Below are 13784 nucleotides of genomic sequence, written 5' to 3' on the forward strand. Positions count from 1 at the left end.
GAGAGATCACAATTGAATAAGGAGCAAACGGTCGTTATTTGCAGATAAGTGGTGATTAAGAAAGATTTAATAATTCGCGGACTTTTTTACTTTCACGGCGACTGACTTCAAGATGATGCTCAACGCCATCTAGAGCAACACTATATGTATTGCCAGAGCAAAAAAATGCTTCGAGTTTATCAGGGTTGATCAGGTATTTACGGTGAATTTTAACTAAATTTAGTGGAAATCTTAATGCGAGTTGTTTCAAGCTAGTTTCTAATAAAGCCTGTCCGGTAACATGATGGGCCACCACATACTTGTCTTGAGCTTCCATATATAAAATATCATCTAACTTTAGTTTTCTCGTTACACCGGCCACTTGATAACTGATCGCGGCTTCTTTTGTTGCTTCAAGCTGAGCACGATTGAGCTTACCGATCTGGCTGATCACATCAGCAAGAGACTTGCTATCGACCGGTTTTAATAAATACCCAACGGCTGCACATTGAATCGCATCTAACGCATGTTGCGGGTAAGCTGTGACAAAAATAACCGCTGGCGCAATTGAAAAATCCTTTAATTGTGCTGCCACATCGAGTCCATTGCAATGTGGCATTTCAATATCTAAAAATACCACTTCAGGCTGATACTTTTTCGCTAATTCAATGGCACTGTGACCATCTTCAGCTTCACCAATAAGGTTATAATCTGGATGTTCTAACAGTAAACGTTTTAACCGTGAACGAGCAAGCGGCTCATCATCAACAACTAATACTTTCATTGTTCACCTCTCGGTAAGACTAGTTTACTGCGATAAAAGTTGTCACTTTGGTGAAAAGTTAAGCTCGCTCGGTGGCTAAAAGCTAACTCTAAACGCTGTTTGATATTATTGATTGCCACACCATTGCGCTCGCGTGAATTTTTACGCTCAGGACACAGTGGGTTAATTACAACTAAACTCACCGATTTATCAGTTACGTGCAATTCAATTTCCAAATTACCACTCCCGAGCAAAGGTTCAATACCGTGGCACACACCATTTTCTAGCAAAGGCTGAATAGTTAAACTTGGCAAATGTAAGTTTGGTAAGGTACCTGGTAATCGCCAAATTACATTTAAGCGCTGACCTAAACGCCATTGTTCAATTTGCAGATATTGCTTTGCCAGTTCAATTTCGTGTTCCAAAGTAACACTTTGCCCCGCATTCATTGAGGCTCTTGCTAGCGCGGCAATGGCAAGGATAATTTTTTCTGCTTCATTAGGATCATGGTGAACAAGTTCAGCGGCCGTATTTAAGCTGTTGAATAAAAAATGCGGCCGTATCCGAGCCTGAAGTGCATCAAGCTGAGCACGATCGTATGCTGAGTTTGTTTGCGTATTTTGCTGATGCATAACATTAAATTGGACGAACAATAAACTGATGATCGTGGCAATTAATGTATTTTTTAAATAGAGACTAATAACCTGCTCATCTGCAATCAACCCAATACTAATCACGAGTGTCGAAGCGCCAAAAACAACCAGATTGACCACAAACAAAATCACAAGTAACTGGGGCATTAAATGGGTGGTTTTAAACCGAGGTTTAATAAAAGCAAGAACACTTAAACTAATTAAACTACAAACATGAATAAACAGGCTGACTAAACCAAACTTTAACCACGGATCGTCATTATTTAGCGGCGAAAAGGTCAGTAAAATTGCTAAGAACTGACCAACAACAAGCGTTGCAAGTGTTGCTCTATCACCAAATAGGCTAGGTAATAAATGCCCTTTAAATTGAGCGTATTGTTCCATTATCTAGCCTCTTTTTCGGCTGAATTATCTCAACTCAACGGGCACAGCAAAAATGATATTTTCAATTTCGCCAGGGTTTTCAATCGCTTCTTCTGCACCCCATTCTTTTAGTTGCGCAACAACTTGCTTAACTAATATTTCTGGAGCAGAGGCTCCCGCAGTGACACCGACCGCTGTCGCATGTTCAAACCAAGATTCATCCATTGAACTTGCATCATCAATTAAATATGCGGTTGTACCCATTTTTTCAGAAAGTTCTCGCAAACGGTTTGAGTTAGAGCTATTTTTAGCCCCAACAACCAACAATATATCCGCTTTTTCAGCCAATTCGCGCACCGCATCTTGCCGATTTTGTGTTGCGTAACAGATATCATCTTTACGTGGGCCGTCAATTGCAGGAAATTTATCGCGCAATGCATCAATCACATCAGCAGTATCATCGACAGAAAGCGTTGTTTGGCTACAATAAAACAAGTTATCTGGATTTTTGACTGTTAAGTTAGTCACATCTTCGACTGTTTCAACTAAGTAAATCCCGCCTTCTTGGTTGTCGTACTGACCCATGGTACCTTCAACTTCAGGATGACCATGATGCCCTATTAAAATACATTCCGTACCGCGGCGGCTCGCTCGCGTCACTTCCATATGTACCTTTGTCACTAAAGGGCATGTTGCATCAAACACTCTTAATTCTCTGCGTTTAGCCTCTTCTCTAACGGCCTGAGACACACCATGAGCACTGAAGATCACAATATTATCATCCGGCACTTGATCCAACTCATCAACGAAAACAGCACCTCGTTGTTTTAAGCTGTCAACCACATATTTGTTATGCACCACTTCATGTCTCACATAAATAGGGGCTGTAAAAATATCAAGTGCACGCTCAACAATACTAATAGCACGATCAACACCCGCACAAAAACCTCGCGGATTGGCTAACAATACTTTCATTAGTTTGTAACCTCTATGATTTCAACATCAAACGTTAAATCTTGACCCGCTAATGGGTGGTTAAAATCAACGGTGACGGAATCACCCGCCACCTCACGAATTAAACCAGGTAATTCAGTGCCATCTTGTTGAGTAAAAGCGACGATAGTGCCAACTTCTGGCGGTACATCCACGCCAAATTTAGAACGATCGAGATAGTAAATATTATCAGGGTTAGGTTGACCAAACGCATCTTCAGGAGCCAGTTCAAAAGACTTATTATCGCCAGCTTTGAGCCCAAATAAACACTTTTCAAAGTTTTCTGTTAGGCTTCCATCACCCATCATTAATTTTGCAGGCTTGTTATGCACTTTGCTCGAGTCAGCAGCAGAGCCATCAGATAGCTTGATCGAAAAATGAAATACCACTTCTGAATTTGAACCAATTACTTGTTCAGTCATTTTTTATATCCTCTGACTTTTGATCTCTAAAGGCATCGAGCAACAATAACGCCGCGCCAATACAAATTGCACTATCAGCAATATTGAATGCGGGAAAGTGCCAAGTGTCATAATAAACATGGATAAAATCGATTACATAGCCATAGGTTAAACGGTCGTATAAATTTCCCAATGCCCCTGCAAGGACCAGCGAATACGCACCGCATAGAACTAAATTTTTAGCCGGTAGCTTTTTGAGCCACCAAGTTAATAAAACACTAATACTGATTGCTATAATACTGAAAAACCAACGTTGCCAACCGCCAGCCTCACTCAAAAAGCTAAACGCAGCGCCGTAGTTATGCACATAAGTTAAATTAAACACAGGTAACAACTCTATCGACTGATAGAGTTGCATTTGCGTGCTAACGACATACTTTGTTACTTGATCTAGGATTAGCAATATTGCTGTCACCCATAACCAAATTAAACCACTTTTGTTATCTAGCACACTTAACTCCTAAGCAAATTGGCGATGCTCGCCTTCACCATCTACGTTTGTGACACAACGACCACAAATATCAGTATGCTCTGAATGTGTACCAACATCGTCGGTATAATGCCAACAACGTTCACATTTTTTGCCTTCCGTTGCCATCACTTGAATCTTCAGGCCTTCAATCTCAGTTGAACTAACATCTGCAGGAGCTTCTGTTAATGTCGCAACTGTGACTTTAGAGCACAGCAAAACAAAACGAAGTTCTGATGAAATACGCGCTAATTTTTCAGCAAGGTTTTCTTCGGCAAAAAGCGTGACTTCTGCTTGTAATGTTGCGCCAATCAATTCAGCTTTTCGAGCAGATTCAAGCACTTTGTTAACTTGGTCACGGACAGTCAGGATAGATTGCCAATATTCATTAGATTCGTCGGCATTCTCAGCTTTAACGAGCCCTTGATACCATTGACCAGTGAAGACAAACTGCTCACGTTCACCTGGTAATATTTGCCAAATCTCTTGCGCTGTGAAGCTCATTATCGGTGCCATCCAACGAGTCATAGCTTCAGCAATATGGTAAAGCGCGGTTTGGCACGAGCGGCGAGCTAACCCTTCCGTTTTAGCTGTATATTGACGGTCTTTAATGACATCTAAATAGAAAGAGCCCAATTCAACCGTACAGAAATTCATCAGTTTTTGTGTCACAACCAACATTTGATAATCATCATAGGCTGCGATGATTTCTTCTTGCAGTACGGCCGCACGGTCTAAAATCCAGCGATCTAGCTCAACCATATCTTCGATTGCAACTAAGTCAGTAGCCGGATTAAAGCCATTCAGATTCGATAACAAATAACGACTGGTGTTGCGAATACGGCGATAACGATCGGCTGCACGATTAAAGATTTCGTCAGATACCGTCATTTCAGCGGTGTAGTCTGTTGATGCAACCCATAAACGAAGAATGTCTGCACCGAGCTTATTCATTACATCTTGTGGTGAAATCACGTTACCTAGTGATTTCGACATTTTTCGGCCGTTTTCATCTACAGTGAAACCATGAGTCAACACTTGACGATAAGGGGCATGACCATTAATCGCGACTGATGTCATCATTGACGACATAAACCAGCCTCGATGTTGATCTGAACCTTCAAGGTACAAATCAGCTGGCCCGACTAATTCCTCACGCGCATCAACGACACATGCATGAGTCACACCCGAATCAAACCAGACATCCAACGTATCAGATACTTTCATGTATTGTTCAGCATCTTCAGCTGACAACAACTCAGTGATTTCTAAGTCATACCAAGCTTGGATGCCCTTTTGTTCGATCCGTTCAGCAACCTGCTCAATCAAAGCTTGTGTATTAGGGTGAATTTCGCCCGTATCTTTATGCGCAAACAAGGCAATTGGCACACCCCAGGTACGCTGACGAGAAATACACCAATCAGGGCGGCCTTCAACCATTTTTTCTATGCGGCTTTCGCCCCATTCAGGCAACCATTGAGTTTTTTTAATTTCACGAATTGAGTCTTCGCGTAAATTAGCTTGATCCATGCTAACAAACCATTGAGGTGTCGCGCGGAAAATAATTGGAGTTTTATGACGCCAACAATGCGGATAACTATGTTGCAGCGCTTGGTGATGCATTAATGTGCCTTTTTCAGTCAGAACATCAATCACACTCGCATTCGCTTTAAATACATGCTGACCAGCAAATAATGGTGTATCTGGTAAGTAAACACCGTTTGCTCCTACAGGATTCGCCACTTCAAGATCATAAAGTTTACCGACCACGAAATCTTCTTGACCATGTCCAGGTGCAGTATGTACAGCGCCCGTACCCGAATCAGTTGTCACGTGTTCACCTAAAATCACAGGCACAGTAAAATCATAAAATGGGTGCTGAACCTGTAAATTCTCTAACGCAGCACCTTTGCAGTAACCTAATGCATGATATTTTGTGAAACCATAACGGTCCATGGTATCTTTTACTAAGTCAGACGCAATCACTAGGCGTTGGACACCGTGTTCTGCTTCCACTTGAATAAGGCTATATTCTAATTTTTCATGAATAGCAACCGCTCGGTTTGCCGGTAATGTCCAAGGCGTTGTGGTCCAAATAACCACTTTTGCAGCACCTTCTCCCTGTTGACCATCGACCAGATTAAATTGAGAAACAAGCTGCGCTTCATCAACAAAATGAAAGCTCACATCAATGGCTGGTGATTGTTTATCTTGATACTCGACTTCAGCTTCTGCAAGCGCTGAACCACAGTCAGTACACCAATGCACAGGTTTGGAACCTTTGTGCAAGTGACCATTTTTAATAATACGACCTAAAACACGCACTGCATTCGCTTCAAAGTCATAATTCATGGTCAGATATGGGCGATCCCAATCACCCAAAACACCTAAGCGGATAAAATCAGTTTTTTGACCATCAACTTGTTTTTTAGCGTAGGCACGGCATTTTTCACGGAATTCTGCTGCCGTGACTTTTTGGCCTGGTTTGCCCACTTTCTTCTCTACTTGCAATTCAATCGGCAGACCATGACAGTCCCAACCAGGCACATAAGGCGCATCAAAATCAGATAGCGTCTTTGCTTTGATAATAATGTCTTTTAAAATTTTATTGACTGAGTGACCTAAGTGAATATTACCATTCGCATATGGAGGGCCATCGTGCAAAATAAAGGTTTTTTTACCTTTTTTTGCATTACGAATTTGACCATACAAATCCTGTTCATACCATGTTTTGAGCATGCCTGGTTCGCGGTTGGCTAAGTTGCCACGCATTGGAAACTGAGTTTCCGGTAGATTCAAAGTATGTTTGTAGTCGCTCATTAATCCTACTTTCCGTATCGGCTACTGAAATTAAACGAAACACTGTTTGGCATTATTCACATCGATTCCGATTTGTGAAATAAGCTGAGCCAGAGTGTCGAACTTTTGTTCATTACGTAGTTTTTTTACGATCTCTACGCTAATAAATTTACCGTACAAATTTCCTGAAAAATCGAAAAGATGCACTTCTAATAAGGTTGTTTTACCATTGAGTGTTGGTTTGCAGCCAATATTTGCTACACCCCGGAGAATCCCATCAGTGGTTACGACACTCACCGCAAACACACCATGTAATGGACTTACTTGTCTCTTTAAGGCCACATTGGCTGTTGGGAACCCCAGTTCCCGGCCTTTTTTCCAACCATGAATCACACGCCCAGAAATTGTATAAGAATGCCCGAGCATCTGCTGTGCAGCAGAAAAATCACCATTTTGTAAAGATGTACGTATTGCCGTACTGCTTACCCGACAATTTTGCTGGCGAAAACTTGCCGTATTTTTTACTTCGATTTCAAGCTTATGCCCCATTTCTTGCAGCAACTTAAAATCACCCGCTCGATTTGCACCAAACTTAAAATCGTCGCCAACAGTTAACGCTTTGACACCCAGTTGTTGATGCAAAATACCTTCTACAAAAAATTCAGGGTCGAGCTTGGCAAAAGTTGCGTTAAACGCAATACAAATTACTCGGTCAATACCGATTTTAGTGAGCAAGGTTAGCTTATCACGTAAGCGAGTTAAACGTGCTGGTGCTTTATCCTTTGCAAAAAACTCTTGTGGTTGTGGTTCAAACAACATCACCGTACTGGGTAGTGACAGTCTTTTTGCGTCAGAGATCAAGCCATTAAGTACCTCTACATGGCCTAAATGTACCCCATCAAAATTACCAATAGTCAGCACACAACCTCGGTGTCGATCCCTGATATTATGAACACCCCTGACTAATTCCATCGAGTTATAAACCTTGCTTTTGTTACCACTAAAACCACCAAAGAGCGATTATAAACTTTTTTTTGTTAGGATTCAGCAGTCGAGACATTTTTTATCATCGAAGCTCTGACGCCAAGAAGCAATAATACCAACACATAACTAATCAAAGCGATGCCTATTAACATAAATAATACGAATATTTGCTGCTCACGCCCAGCTTGTTGCCAATTAAACCATTGCTCAGCGTGATAGACTGCCCCTGTCATCACTGCTGATGCAAACAAACATTTCACACTAAAATACAGGCTCGTTAAGGAAAAAGTATAGATACCTTGTTTCGATAAAAAATAAAACAACAATAATGCATTACATGTTGCAGATAGCGACGTTGCCAACGCCAAGCCGACATATCCCCAAAAAGGGGCAAATGCAAGGTTAAACACCATATTCAACACCAAAGCAATAATCCCAATTTTCACTGGTGTTTTAGTATCTTGCTTTGCATAAAAACCGGGAGCTAATACTTTAATTAGCATAAAACTGACCAGCCCAACCGCATAAGCTGTCACGCCATTGGCCACCTGTGCAACATTGTTTTTGTCACTGGCCATAAACTCACCATGCCCAAACAAAACTGTGATGATAATTGGACTAATCACAATCAAACCAAGTAGTGCGGGTAAACCTAGCCAAATAACAAAACGCACTCCCCAATCAAGGGTGGCTTGAAACAGATGTCCCTCCTGCTGTGCATGCAATTTAGACAACGCGGGTAAAATAACGGTTGCGATGCCAATTCCAAATAACCCAAGAGGAAATTCGATTAAACGATCAGAATAATACAGCCAAGCAATTGAGCCAGTCGTCAGCGCAGCAGCAATAATGGTATCGAGTAATAAGTTAATTTGACTTACAGATACACCAAAAATCGCTGGCAACATTAACTTTCTGACTTTTTTCACATTTTCATCTTGCCAAGCCCACTGAGGTTTGGCCAACATACGAGCACGATATAAAAATGGCAATTGAAATAACAATTGTGCAAGGCCACCTATAAATACTCCAAGTGCAAGTGCAAACCCTGGATTTGAAAATGAATCATGAAAAAATAGCGCACAACTAATGAGTGACACATTGAGTAACACCGGTGTGAATGCTGCAGCAGCAAATTTATTATAAACGTTCAGGACTGCACCAGATAAGGCAACCAAACTGACAAAAAACAGGTAAGGAAACGTAAGTTTTAGCATCATGGCAGCCAACTCAAACTTTTCACCTGCCGGCTCGCCATCTAACCAAGCAAGAAACCAAGTAGTCCCAAATAGAGCCGCGATTACAGGAGAGCCGATCACCCCCAGGATGGTAACAATTAATAAGATCGTACCGAGCGTGCCACTTGCCTGAGCCACAAAAAGCCGCACCCGGTCATCATCATGCTGGGTTTTAATTTCACTCAGCACAGGGACAAATGCCTGTGCAAATGCTCCTTCAGCAAATAAACGTCTAAGAAAATTCGGTATCCGATTTGCGAATAGAAAGACATCTGCAACCACACCCGCACCAAGAAGATTCGCCACGACAGAGTCTCGAATCAGTCCCAAAATACGCGATATCATTGTCATTGCACTTACAATCATACCTGAGCGGAACAACCCTTTACTCACTGCTCACCCCAAAATAGTACCAAAAGAATGCCATTATGCCATAAAAGCTCGTCTATCCAATATTTTGGTTTTCTTGCCTTTTCTATTTTTTTTTTAAAACTTTTCGATAACACTAGTACAGGCTTATCCGACTTTGTTACAATGACCGGATTAACTGCTAGAGCGGCCAACAGATGTTCGTTAAGAAGTAGTTTTTATGAAAAGATAATTGACATTATCACGAAAAAAAGGCATATTCCTCGGCCTTTAAATTAAGCTTTATTTAAGATTGTTAGGAGCAAACCTTGGCTAACATCAAGTCTGCAAAGAAACGCGCTTTAACTAGCGAAAAACGCCGTCAACACAACGCAAGTCGTCGTTCAATGATGCGTACTTTTTTCAAAAAAGTAATCGCTGCTATTGAAGCTGGCAACAAAGAAGCTGCACAAGAAGCATTCTCAGCAGCTGTACCTGTATTAGATCGTTACGCAACTAAAGGTCTAATTCACAAAAACAAAGCTGCTCGTCATAAGAGCCGTTTAGCTGCTAAAATCAAAGCGCTATAATTTGTTTTTGTACAAAAAAACCGGCTTAGGCCGGTTTTTTTATATCTAGATTTTATCAAATTACTAGTCTGGCAATTTAATCTGTGGCGCATCTGGTGCAAATTTTTTCAAAATAGCGGCAATCTTCTTCGGAGAGAAAGGTTTTACTACAAACCCTTTTGCACCTTTGTCTATTGCGTCTTTAACATTTTCTACTGTTGAGTGAGCTGAAACCATCACTACATTACTAGAAGGTGAGATTTCATTTAACTTTTCAATTATTTCTTTGCCATTGCCATCTGGTAATTCAATATCTAAAAAAATGATTGAATATTGATTATCTTCGCTCATTTGTAAGCACTGACCAGCCGTTGATGCTTGAGAAATATTATCAATTCCTAAATGCACCAATGTTTGATGCAAAAAATTACGCACCGTCCCAACATCATCCACGATTAATACAGAAAAATCTGCACCCATAATTCATCCTATCAATTTTATTGCGCTTACATGAGCTATTATAGACGTTAACTCATAACTAGTGTGTTAAATTACCAATTTGCACATATAAACAAAGTTTAAGTAAAAATACCATTATGTCTAAGAAGATAAAACAACAAAAATTACTTTCCCCAGAGCAATTAAAGAAACAGCAAGCACAGCGAAAACAACAAAAACTTAAACTAATAGATCAATCACAAACAAATGCCTCACAATCAAATAATCAACTCAAAGCAAAAAAACGGAACTGGTTACCAACACTAATCATTTGCGCCCTTATCGGTCTAGGCCTTTTAATTGCCCCTAAACCCTCTTTATTAACCTATCAAAAGGCAGGAGTCACGACTCAAAGCATTTATTGGCCTGGAATATTTAATACAGATCCACTTTTACTCGATAGCGATCTTTTAGCAACGCTCGACAACCAAGAGAAAAACCTATTTATTTGTCATAATCAAACCGACATCTCAGGATGTCAGAAATATCAAGTGATCGAAAAAGCGGGCCCAATCTCCACCGCGATTTATTACATTTCACATAAAAAAAACTAATAACAAAATTTTAATTATTCTCATTTGTCGCTTGGATAAAAGATCACCATAATAGCGCTCCAATTTATCATATCGGAACAAGGAATAATGGATCTTTTAGCCACATCATCAATCAATTTACTCGGTTTAGCCCTGTGTATTGGTGCTTTTTTTATTAACAATGTTACTTGGTTAAGAGTCGCGGCCTTAGGTGGTTGTATTATTCTATTTATTTGCCATCGCTTTGATACGATACCGACAGGCAATATCTCAAATATCACTTTAGTACTGATAAATGCATTCTATCTATTCAAAGTGTATACCTACAGTCAATTAGACTTAGATTAATCTGTTTAATAGCGTGACATAAACGTTGCGCTAAATCTAAAACACCTCCCAATTTCTGTTGACCCAGTTATAATCAAGCAAAAATATAAGAGGTGTTTTATGAGCAATTCCGAAAGTACTTTATTTTCTCAATTGATGAGTGATGTTGATGCATTCGAGCCCACAGCATTTATTCGACCTAAAAAACCCCTCCAAGCTAGCGACGCACAACGAGAAAAGCAACTTGCCGCCATAGCTGAGATTAATTCAACTCAAGATTACCTAAGCTTGGAGGCTGTCGATTTTATTGATCCGTATGAAGTTATCAGCTTTAAAAAAAGCGGTGTGCAAGCGGGTGTATTTAAAAATTTGAGGATGGGGAAGTATCAATTCGATGCCAGTTTAGAGCTGCATGAGTTTAAGCTCCACAGAGCCAAAGCTGTGCTATTTGATTTTCTCGATGATTGTCAGCAACGCAATATTCGCGTGGTCTTAATTCACCACGGATTAGGACTAAAAAACTCCCCTGCTCCCGCTATTTTAAAAAGCTATAGCTATAAATGGTTAACTCAACATGAGCAGGTTCTTGCTTTACATAGTGCGATGAAACCTCATGGTGGCCCAGGAGCAATGTATGTTTTGCTGACAAAAAGCGCCGTAAAAAAATTAGAAAATAAAGAATTGAATCGTAGAAATAAATAAAGCCCATTCGGGCTTTATTTTACTTGATAGCTCAATACATCTGGCTCTATATTTTGTGCTGCTGCTTGGTTAAACCAAGCCGATACAGCCAAAACCGCAACCGCAAAAGCAACTGAACTCAGTTTAATACCTCGGCTTGCAGAACGATGCATAACTCCCCCAAATTTTATTTTATTATTCGTATTGTTGGATTAATTAATATTTATTGTGCGCATTTAACGTACAAAACCTAGTCTACCCAAATATATTTTCTTTAACAATACGTTTACAGCAATTAGTAACCTTTTTTTGCATCAATACAGTTCAACATTGGCTCTGAGTTTTTGACTCTGAGATAATTCTCTGCGATTTGTTTTACAACCGTTTTCATATCCGTCAAAGCGGATACATGCGGTGTGATTGTCAGATTAGGTTGTTTCCAAAAAGGATGCTCCGCCTCCAAAGGCTCAGTCTGAAAGACATCTAAGATCGCATGGGCAATTTGTTTAGTCTGCAAAGCCTCTAATAAATCAGACTCAATCAAATGTTTACCTCTGCCAACATTTATCAACACGCTGTGATTTGGCATAGCTGAAAATAGGTCATGATTTAGAATGCCAATTGTTTCCTCAGTCAATGGTAAAAGGCAGATCATAAAATCGCAATTGGCTGCCATTTGATACATACCGGCTTCACCTGAGTAAAAATCAATACCATCGGCTTGCTTTTCGCTGCGACACCATGCATTAACCACAAACCCATTAAGTTTAAGTTGACGTGCCGTTTCTTCCCCTAACTGACCATATCCTAAAATACCAACAGTGATGTTTGGGTGAGCTCGCTGAGGATACCAATGACATTCAGTTTGTTGCTGATGATATTGCATGATACGTAATTTCCAGGCCAAAATGTGCCCTAAGAGATACTGCCCCATATCAAACGCCAACTTAGGGTCGACAATTCTAGCAATTGGTACATCCGGTAAAGCGGGCGAAATTAAGCCATCCACACCGGCTCCAAATGAGGAAACGCCTTCTAGATTAGGTAAGTGTCGCCACACATCATCAGGGGGAAGCCATGCTAAAACAAAGTTCACTTTTTCTGGCTCTTCGACGTCAGGCCAGACTTCAATCACCTCATTGGGTAACGCCTCGGACAACCTTTCTTGTAACGGCTGAGTATTTCGGTTAGGAATAACGATTAATAAGCTCATTGAGTAACCTGTCATTAAAGCATCATTGATTGATCATCGCTTTGTCATTGTGATTTCTTAGTTTATTTGTAGAACAATTAGACTCTTGAGGTACGTGATCGATGGATAAAACACTGAACGTTAAAAGCCTATTTATATCCGATCTACACTTAGGATATAAAGATTGTAAAGCGACCTATTTACTCGATATGTTAAAGCATATTCAACCTGAAGTCCTCTATCTTGTTGGTGATATCATTGACTTTCAAGCACTTAAACAAAGGTTGTTTTGGCCAAATTCACACTATTTAGTTATCCAACAATTGATCCACATGCAACAAAGTGGCTGCAAAGTAATTTATATTCCGGGTAATCACGATGCATCTGTTCGTCGTTATGCAAATCACTTCTTTGCCGGTATTGAAATCAAACAGCACGTTATTTTTCGCAGTCTTTCAGGAAAGCGCTTTTTAGTCTGCCATGGGGATATTTTTGATGGTGAAGTGTGTTTAGGAAAATGGCAAGCTCGATTAGGAGATGCCTTGTATGATTTGCTCCTCTTTACAAACCGTTGGTATAACAAGGGTCGTAGATCTTTGGGCTTGAGCTATTTATCGTTAGCAGCGTATGTCAAATCACGAATATCTGGCGCAACACAAGCTATCAGCCGTTATCAAGATGCCGCATTAAAACATGCCAAAAAACTCAACTTAGATGGGGTAATTTGTGGTCATATCCACAGTGCAGAAATAATTTATAAACACCAGATGATTTACGTCAATGATGGCGATTGGATCGAAAGCTGTACTGCATTTGTGGAGCATCATGATGCCAGTATGGAACTCATTTACTGGACTGAACAGCAAAAAACACTCGAGAAAGTCCCTTCTCATATTTTAGAAGTGGCGTAATAAACAACAAGTCGTAAAACTGT

At 40.3% G+C, this 13784-nt stretch carries 16 protein-coding genes; 5 read left to right on the plus strand and 11 right to left on the minus strand.

The window, feature by feature from the left end:
• Positions 1-55: 55 nt before the first annotated feature.
• The 8 genes from AC3KVK_RS11390 to murJ form a co-directional block, all read right to left on the minus strand.
• Positions 56-763: a LytR/AlgR family response regulator transcription factor gene (locus AC3KVK_RS11390; protein ID WP_490312874.1), complete on the minus strand. Its 708-nt coding sequence runs from the start codon at positions 761-763 to the stop codon at positions 56-58.
• On the minus strand, positions 760-1779 hold the full coding sequence (locus AC3KVK_RS11395; RefSeq protein ID WP_490312875.1) for a sensor histidine kinase: 1020 nt from the start codon (positions 1777-1779) through the stop codon (positions 760-762). Before AC3KVK_RS11395 ends, AC3KVK_RS11390 begins: the two co-directional genes overlap by 4 nt.
• A 24-nt stretch (positions 1780-1803) precedes the next feature.
• On the minus strand, positions 1804-2733 hold the full coding sequence (gene ispH, locus AC3KVK_RS11400) for a 4-hydroxy-3-methylbut-2-enyl diphosphate reductase (protein WP_490312876.1): 930 nt from the start codon (positions 2731-2733) through the stop codon (positions 1804-1806).
• Entirely contained in the window at positions 2733-3173 is a 441-nt protein-coding gene (gene fkpB / locus AC3KVK_RS11405; protein WP_490312877.1) for an FKBP-type peptidyl-prolyl cis-trans isomerase, read from the minus strand. Before fkpB ends, ispH begins: the two co-directional genes overlap by 1 nt.
• Positions 3166-3663, minus strand: a complete 498-nt coding sequence (gene lspA, locus AC3KVK_RS11410; RefSeq protein WP_490312878.1) for a signal peptidase II — start codon at positions 3661-3663, stop codon at positions 3166-3168. Before lspA ends, fkpB begins: the two co-directional genes overlap by 8 nt.
• Positions 3664-3672: 9 nt before the next feature.
• On the minus strand, positions 3673-6501 hold the full coding sequence (gene ileS / locus AC3KVK_RS11415) for an isoleucine--tRNA ligase (protein ID WP_490312879.1): 2829 nt from the start codon (positions 6499-6501) through the stop codon (positions 3673-3675).
• A gap of 30 nt (positions 6502-6531) precedes the next feature.
• Positions 6532-7452, minus strand: a complete 921-nt coding sequence (ribF, locus tag AC3KVK_RS11420) for a bifunctional riboflavin kinase/FAD synthetase (RefSeq protein ID WP_490312880.1) — start codon at positions 7450-7452, stop codon at positions 6532-6534.
• Positions 7453-7517: 65 nt separating this feature from the next.
• Positions 7518-9053, minus strand: coding sequence for a murein biosynthesis integral membrane protein MurJ (gene murJ / locus AC3KVK_RS11425; protein WP_490312891.1), 1536 nt, complete (start codon positions 9051-9053; stop codon positions 7518-7520).
• Positions 9054-9379: 326 nt separating this feature from the next.
• Between murJ and rpsT the strand changes: the two genes are divergently transcribed.
• Positions 9380-9640, plus strand: coding sequence for a 30S ribosomal protein S20 (rpsT, locus tag AC3KVK_RS11430; RefSeq protein ID WP_086742793.1), 261 nt, complete (start codon positions 9380-9382; stop codon positions 9638-9640).
• 63 nt (positions 9641-9703) lie between these two features.
• Here rpsT and AC3KVK_RS11435 read toward each other — a convergent pair whose 3' ends face one another.
• Positions 9704-10099 carry a response regulator gene (locus AC3KVK_RS11435; protein ID WP_490312881.1) on the minus strand — a complete coding sequence of 132 codons (396 nt, stop codon included), beginning with the start codon at positions 10097-10099 and terminating at the stop codon, positions 9704-9706.
• Positions 10100-10215: 116 nt separating this feature from the next.
• Between AC3KVK_RS11435 and AC3KVK_RS11440 the strand changes: the two genes are divergently transcribed.
• From AC3KVK_RS11440 to smrA, 3 genes are all read left to right on the plus strand, one after another.
• Positions 10216-10671, plus strand: coding sequence for a hypothetical protein (locus tag AC3KVK_RS11440; protein WP_490312882.1), 456 nt, complete (start codon positions 10216-10218; stop codon positions 10669-10671).
• 87 nt (positions 10672-10758) lie between these two features.
• Positions 10759-10998, plus strand: a complete 240-nt coding sequence (locus AC3KVK_RS11445; RefSeq protein WP_227009348.1) for a hypothetical protein — start codon at positions 10759-10761, stop codon at positions 10996-10998.
• A gap of 99 nt (positions 10999-11097) precedes the next feature.
• Positions 11098-11679, plus strand: a complete 582-nt coding sequence (gene smrA, locus AC3KVK_RS11450; RefSeq protein ID WP_490312883.1) for a DNA endonuclease SmrA — start codon at positions 11098-11100, stop codon at positions 11677-11679.
• Between the two features lie 14 nt (positions 11680-11693).
• Here smrA and AC3KVK_RS11455 read toward each other — a convergent pair whose 3' ends face one another.
• Complete coding sequence (locus tag AC3KVK_RS11455) at positions 11694-11831, minus strand: hypothetical protein (protein ID WP_490312884.1); 138 nt, start codon at positions 11829-11831, stop codon at positions 11694-11696.
• A gap of 122 nt (positions 11832-11953) precedes the next feature.
• Positions 11954-12871 carry a 2-hydroxyacid dehydrogenase gene (locus tag AC3KVK_RS11460; RefSeq protein WP_490312885.1) on the minus strand — a complete coding sequence of 306 codons (918 nt, stop codon included), beginning with the start codon at positions 12869-12871 and terminating at the stop codon, positions 11954-11956.
• 101 nt (positions 12872-12972) lie between these two features.
• Here AC3KVK_RS11460 and AC3KVK_RS11465 point away from each other — a divergent pair, with 101 nt between their 5' ends.
• Positions 12973-13761 (plus strand): UDP-2,3-diacylglucosamine diphosphatase, encoded by a 789-nt coding sequence (locus AC3KVK_RS11465; RefSeq protein WP_490312886.1) that lies wholly within the window; start codon positions 12973-12975, stop codon positions 13759-13761.
• Positions 13762-13784: the final 23 nt, after the last annotated feature.

Source organism: Pseudoalteromonas sp. J2K-J979 (assembly GCF_058169715.2).

What these genes read in the sequence shown, in the direction of transcription:
- AC3KVK_RS11440 (WP_490312882.1), top strand. Translation starts at nt 10,216, where the DNA reads ATGTCTAAGAAGATAAAACAACAAAAATTACTTTCCCCAGAGCAATTA.
- ispH (WP_490312876.1), bottom strand. Translation starts at nt 2,733, where the DNA reads ATGAAAGTATTGTTAGCCAATCCGCGAGGTTTTTGTGCGGGTGTTGAT.
- AC3KVK_RS11395 (WP_490312875.1), bottom strand. Translation starts at nt 1,779, where the DNA reads ATGGAACAATACGCTCAATTTAAAGGGCATTTATTACCTAGCCTATTT.
- AC3KVK_RS11445 (WP_227009348.1), top strand. Translation starts at nt 10,759, where the DNA reads ATGGATCTTTTAGCCACATCATCAATCAATTTACTCGGTTTAGCCCTG.
- ribF (WP_490312880.1), bottom strand. Translation starts at nt 7,452, where the DNA reads ATGGAATTAGTCAGGGGTGTTCATAATATCAGGGATCGACACCGAGGT.
- smrA (WP_490312883.1), top strand. Translation starts at nt 11,098, where the DNA reads ATGAGCAATTCCGAAAGTACTTTATTTTCTCAATTGATGAGTGATGTT.
- AC3KVK_RS11435 (WP_490312881.1), bottom strand. Translation starts at nt 10,099, where the DNA reads ATGGGTGCAGATTTTTCTGTATTAATCGTGGATGATGTTGGGACGGTG.
- AC3KVK_RS11390 (WP_490312874.1), bottom strand. Translation starts at nt 763, where the DNA reads ATGAAAGTATTAGTTGTTGATGATGAGCCGCTTGCTCGTTCACGGTTA.
- fkpB (WP_490312877.1), bottom strand. Translation starts at nt 3,173, where the DNA reads ATGACTGAACAAGTAATTGGTTCAAATTCAGAAGTGGTATTTCATTTT.
- ileS (WP_490312879.1), bottom strand. Translation starts at nt 6,501, where the DNA reads ATGAGCGACTACAAACATACTTTGAATCTACCGGAAACTCAGTTTCCA.
- AC3KVK_RS11465 (WP_490312886.1), top strand. Translation starts at nt 12,973, where the DNA reads ATGGATAAAACACTGAACGTTAAAAGCCTATTTATATCCGATCTACAC.
- murJ (WP_490312891.1), bottom strand. Translation starts at nt 9,053, where the DNA reads ATGACAATGATATCGCGTATTTTGGGACTGATTCGAGACTCTGTCGTG.
- AC3KVK_RS11455 (WP_490312884.1), bottom strand. Translation starts at nt 11,831, where the DNA reads ATGCATCGTTCTGCAAGCCGAGGTATTAAACTGAGTTCAGTTGCTTTT.
- AC3KVK_RS11460 (WP_490312885.1), bottom strand. Translation starts at nt 12,871, where the DNA reads ATGAGCTTATTAATCGTTATTCCTAACCGAAATACTCAGCCGTTACAA.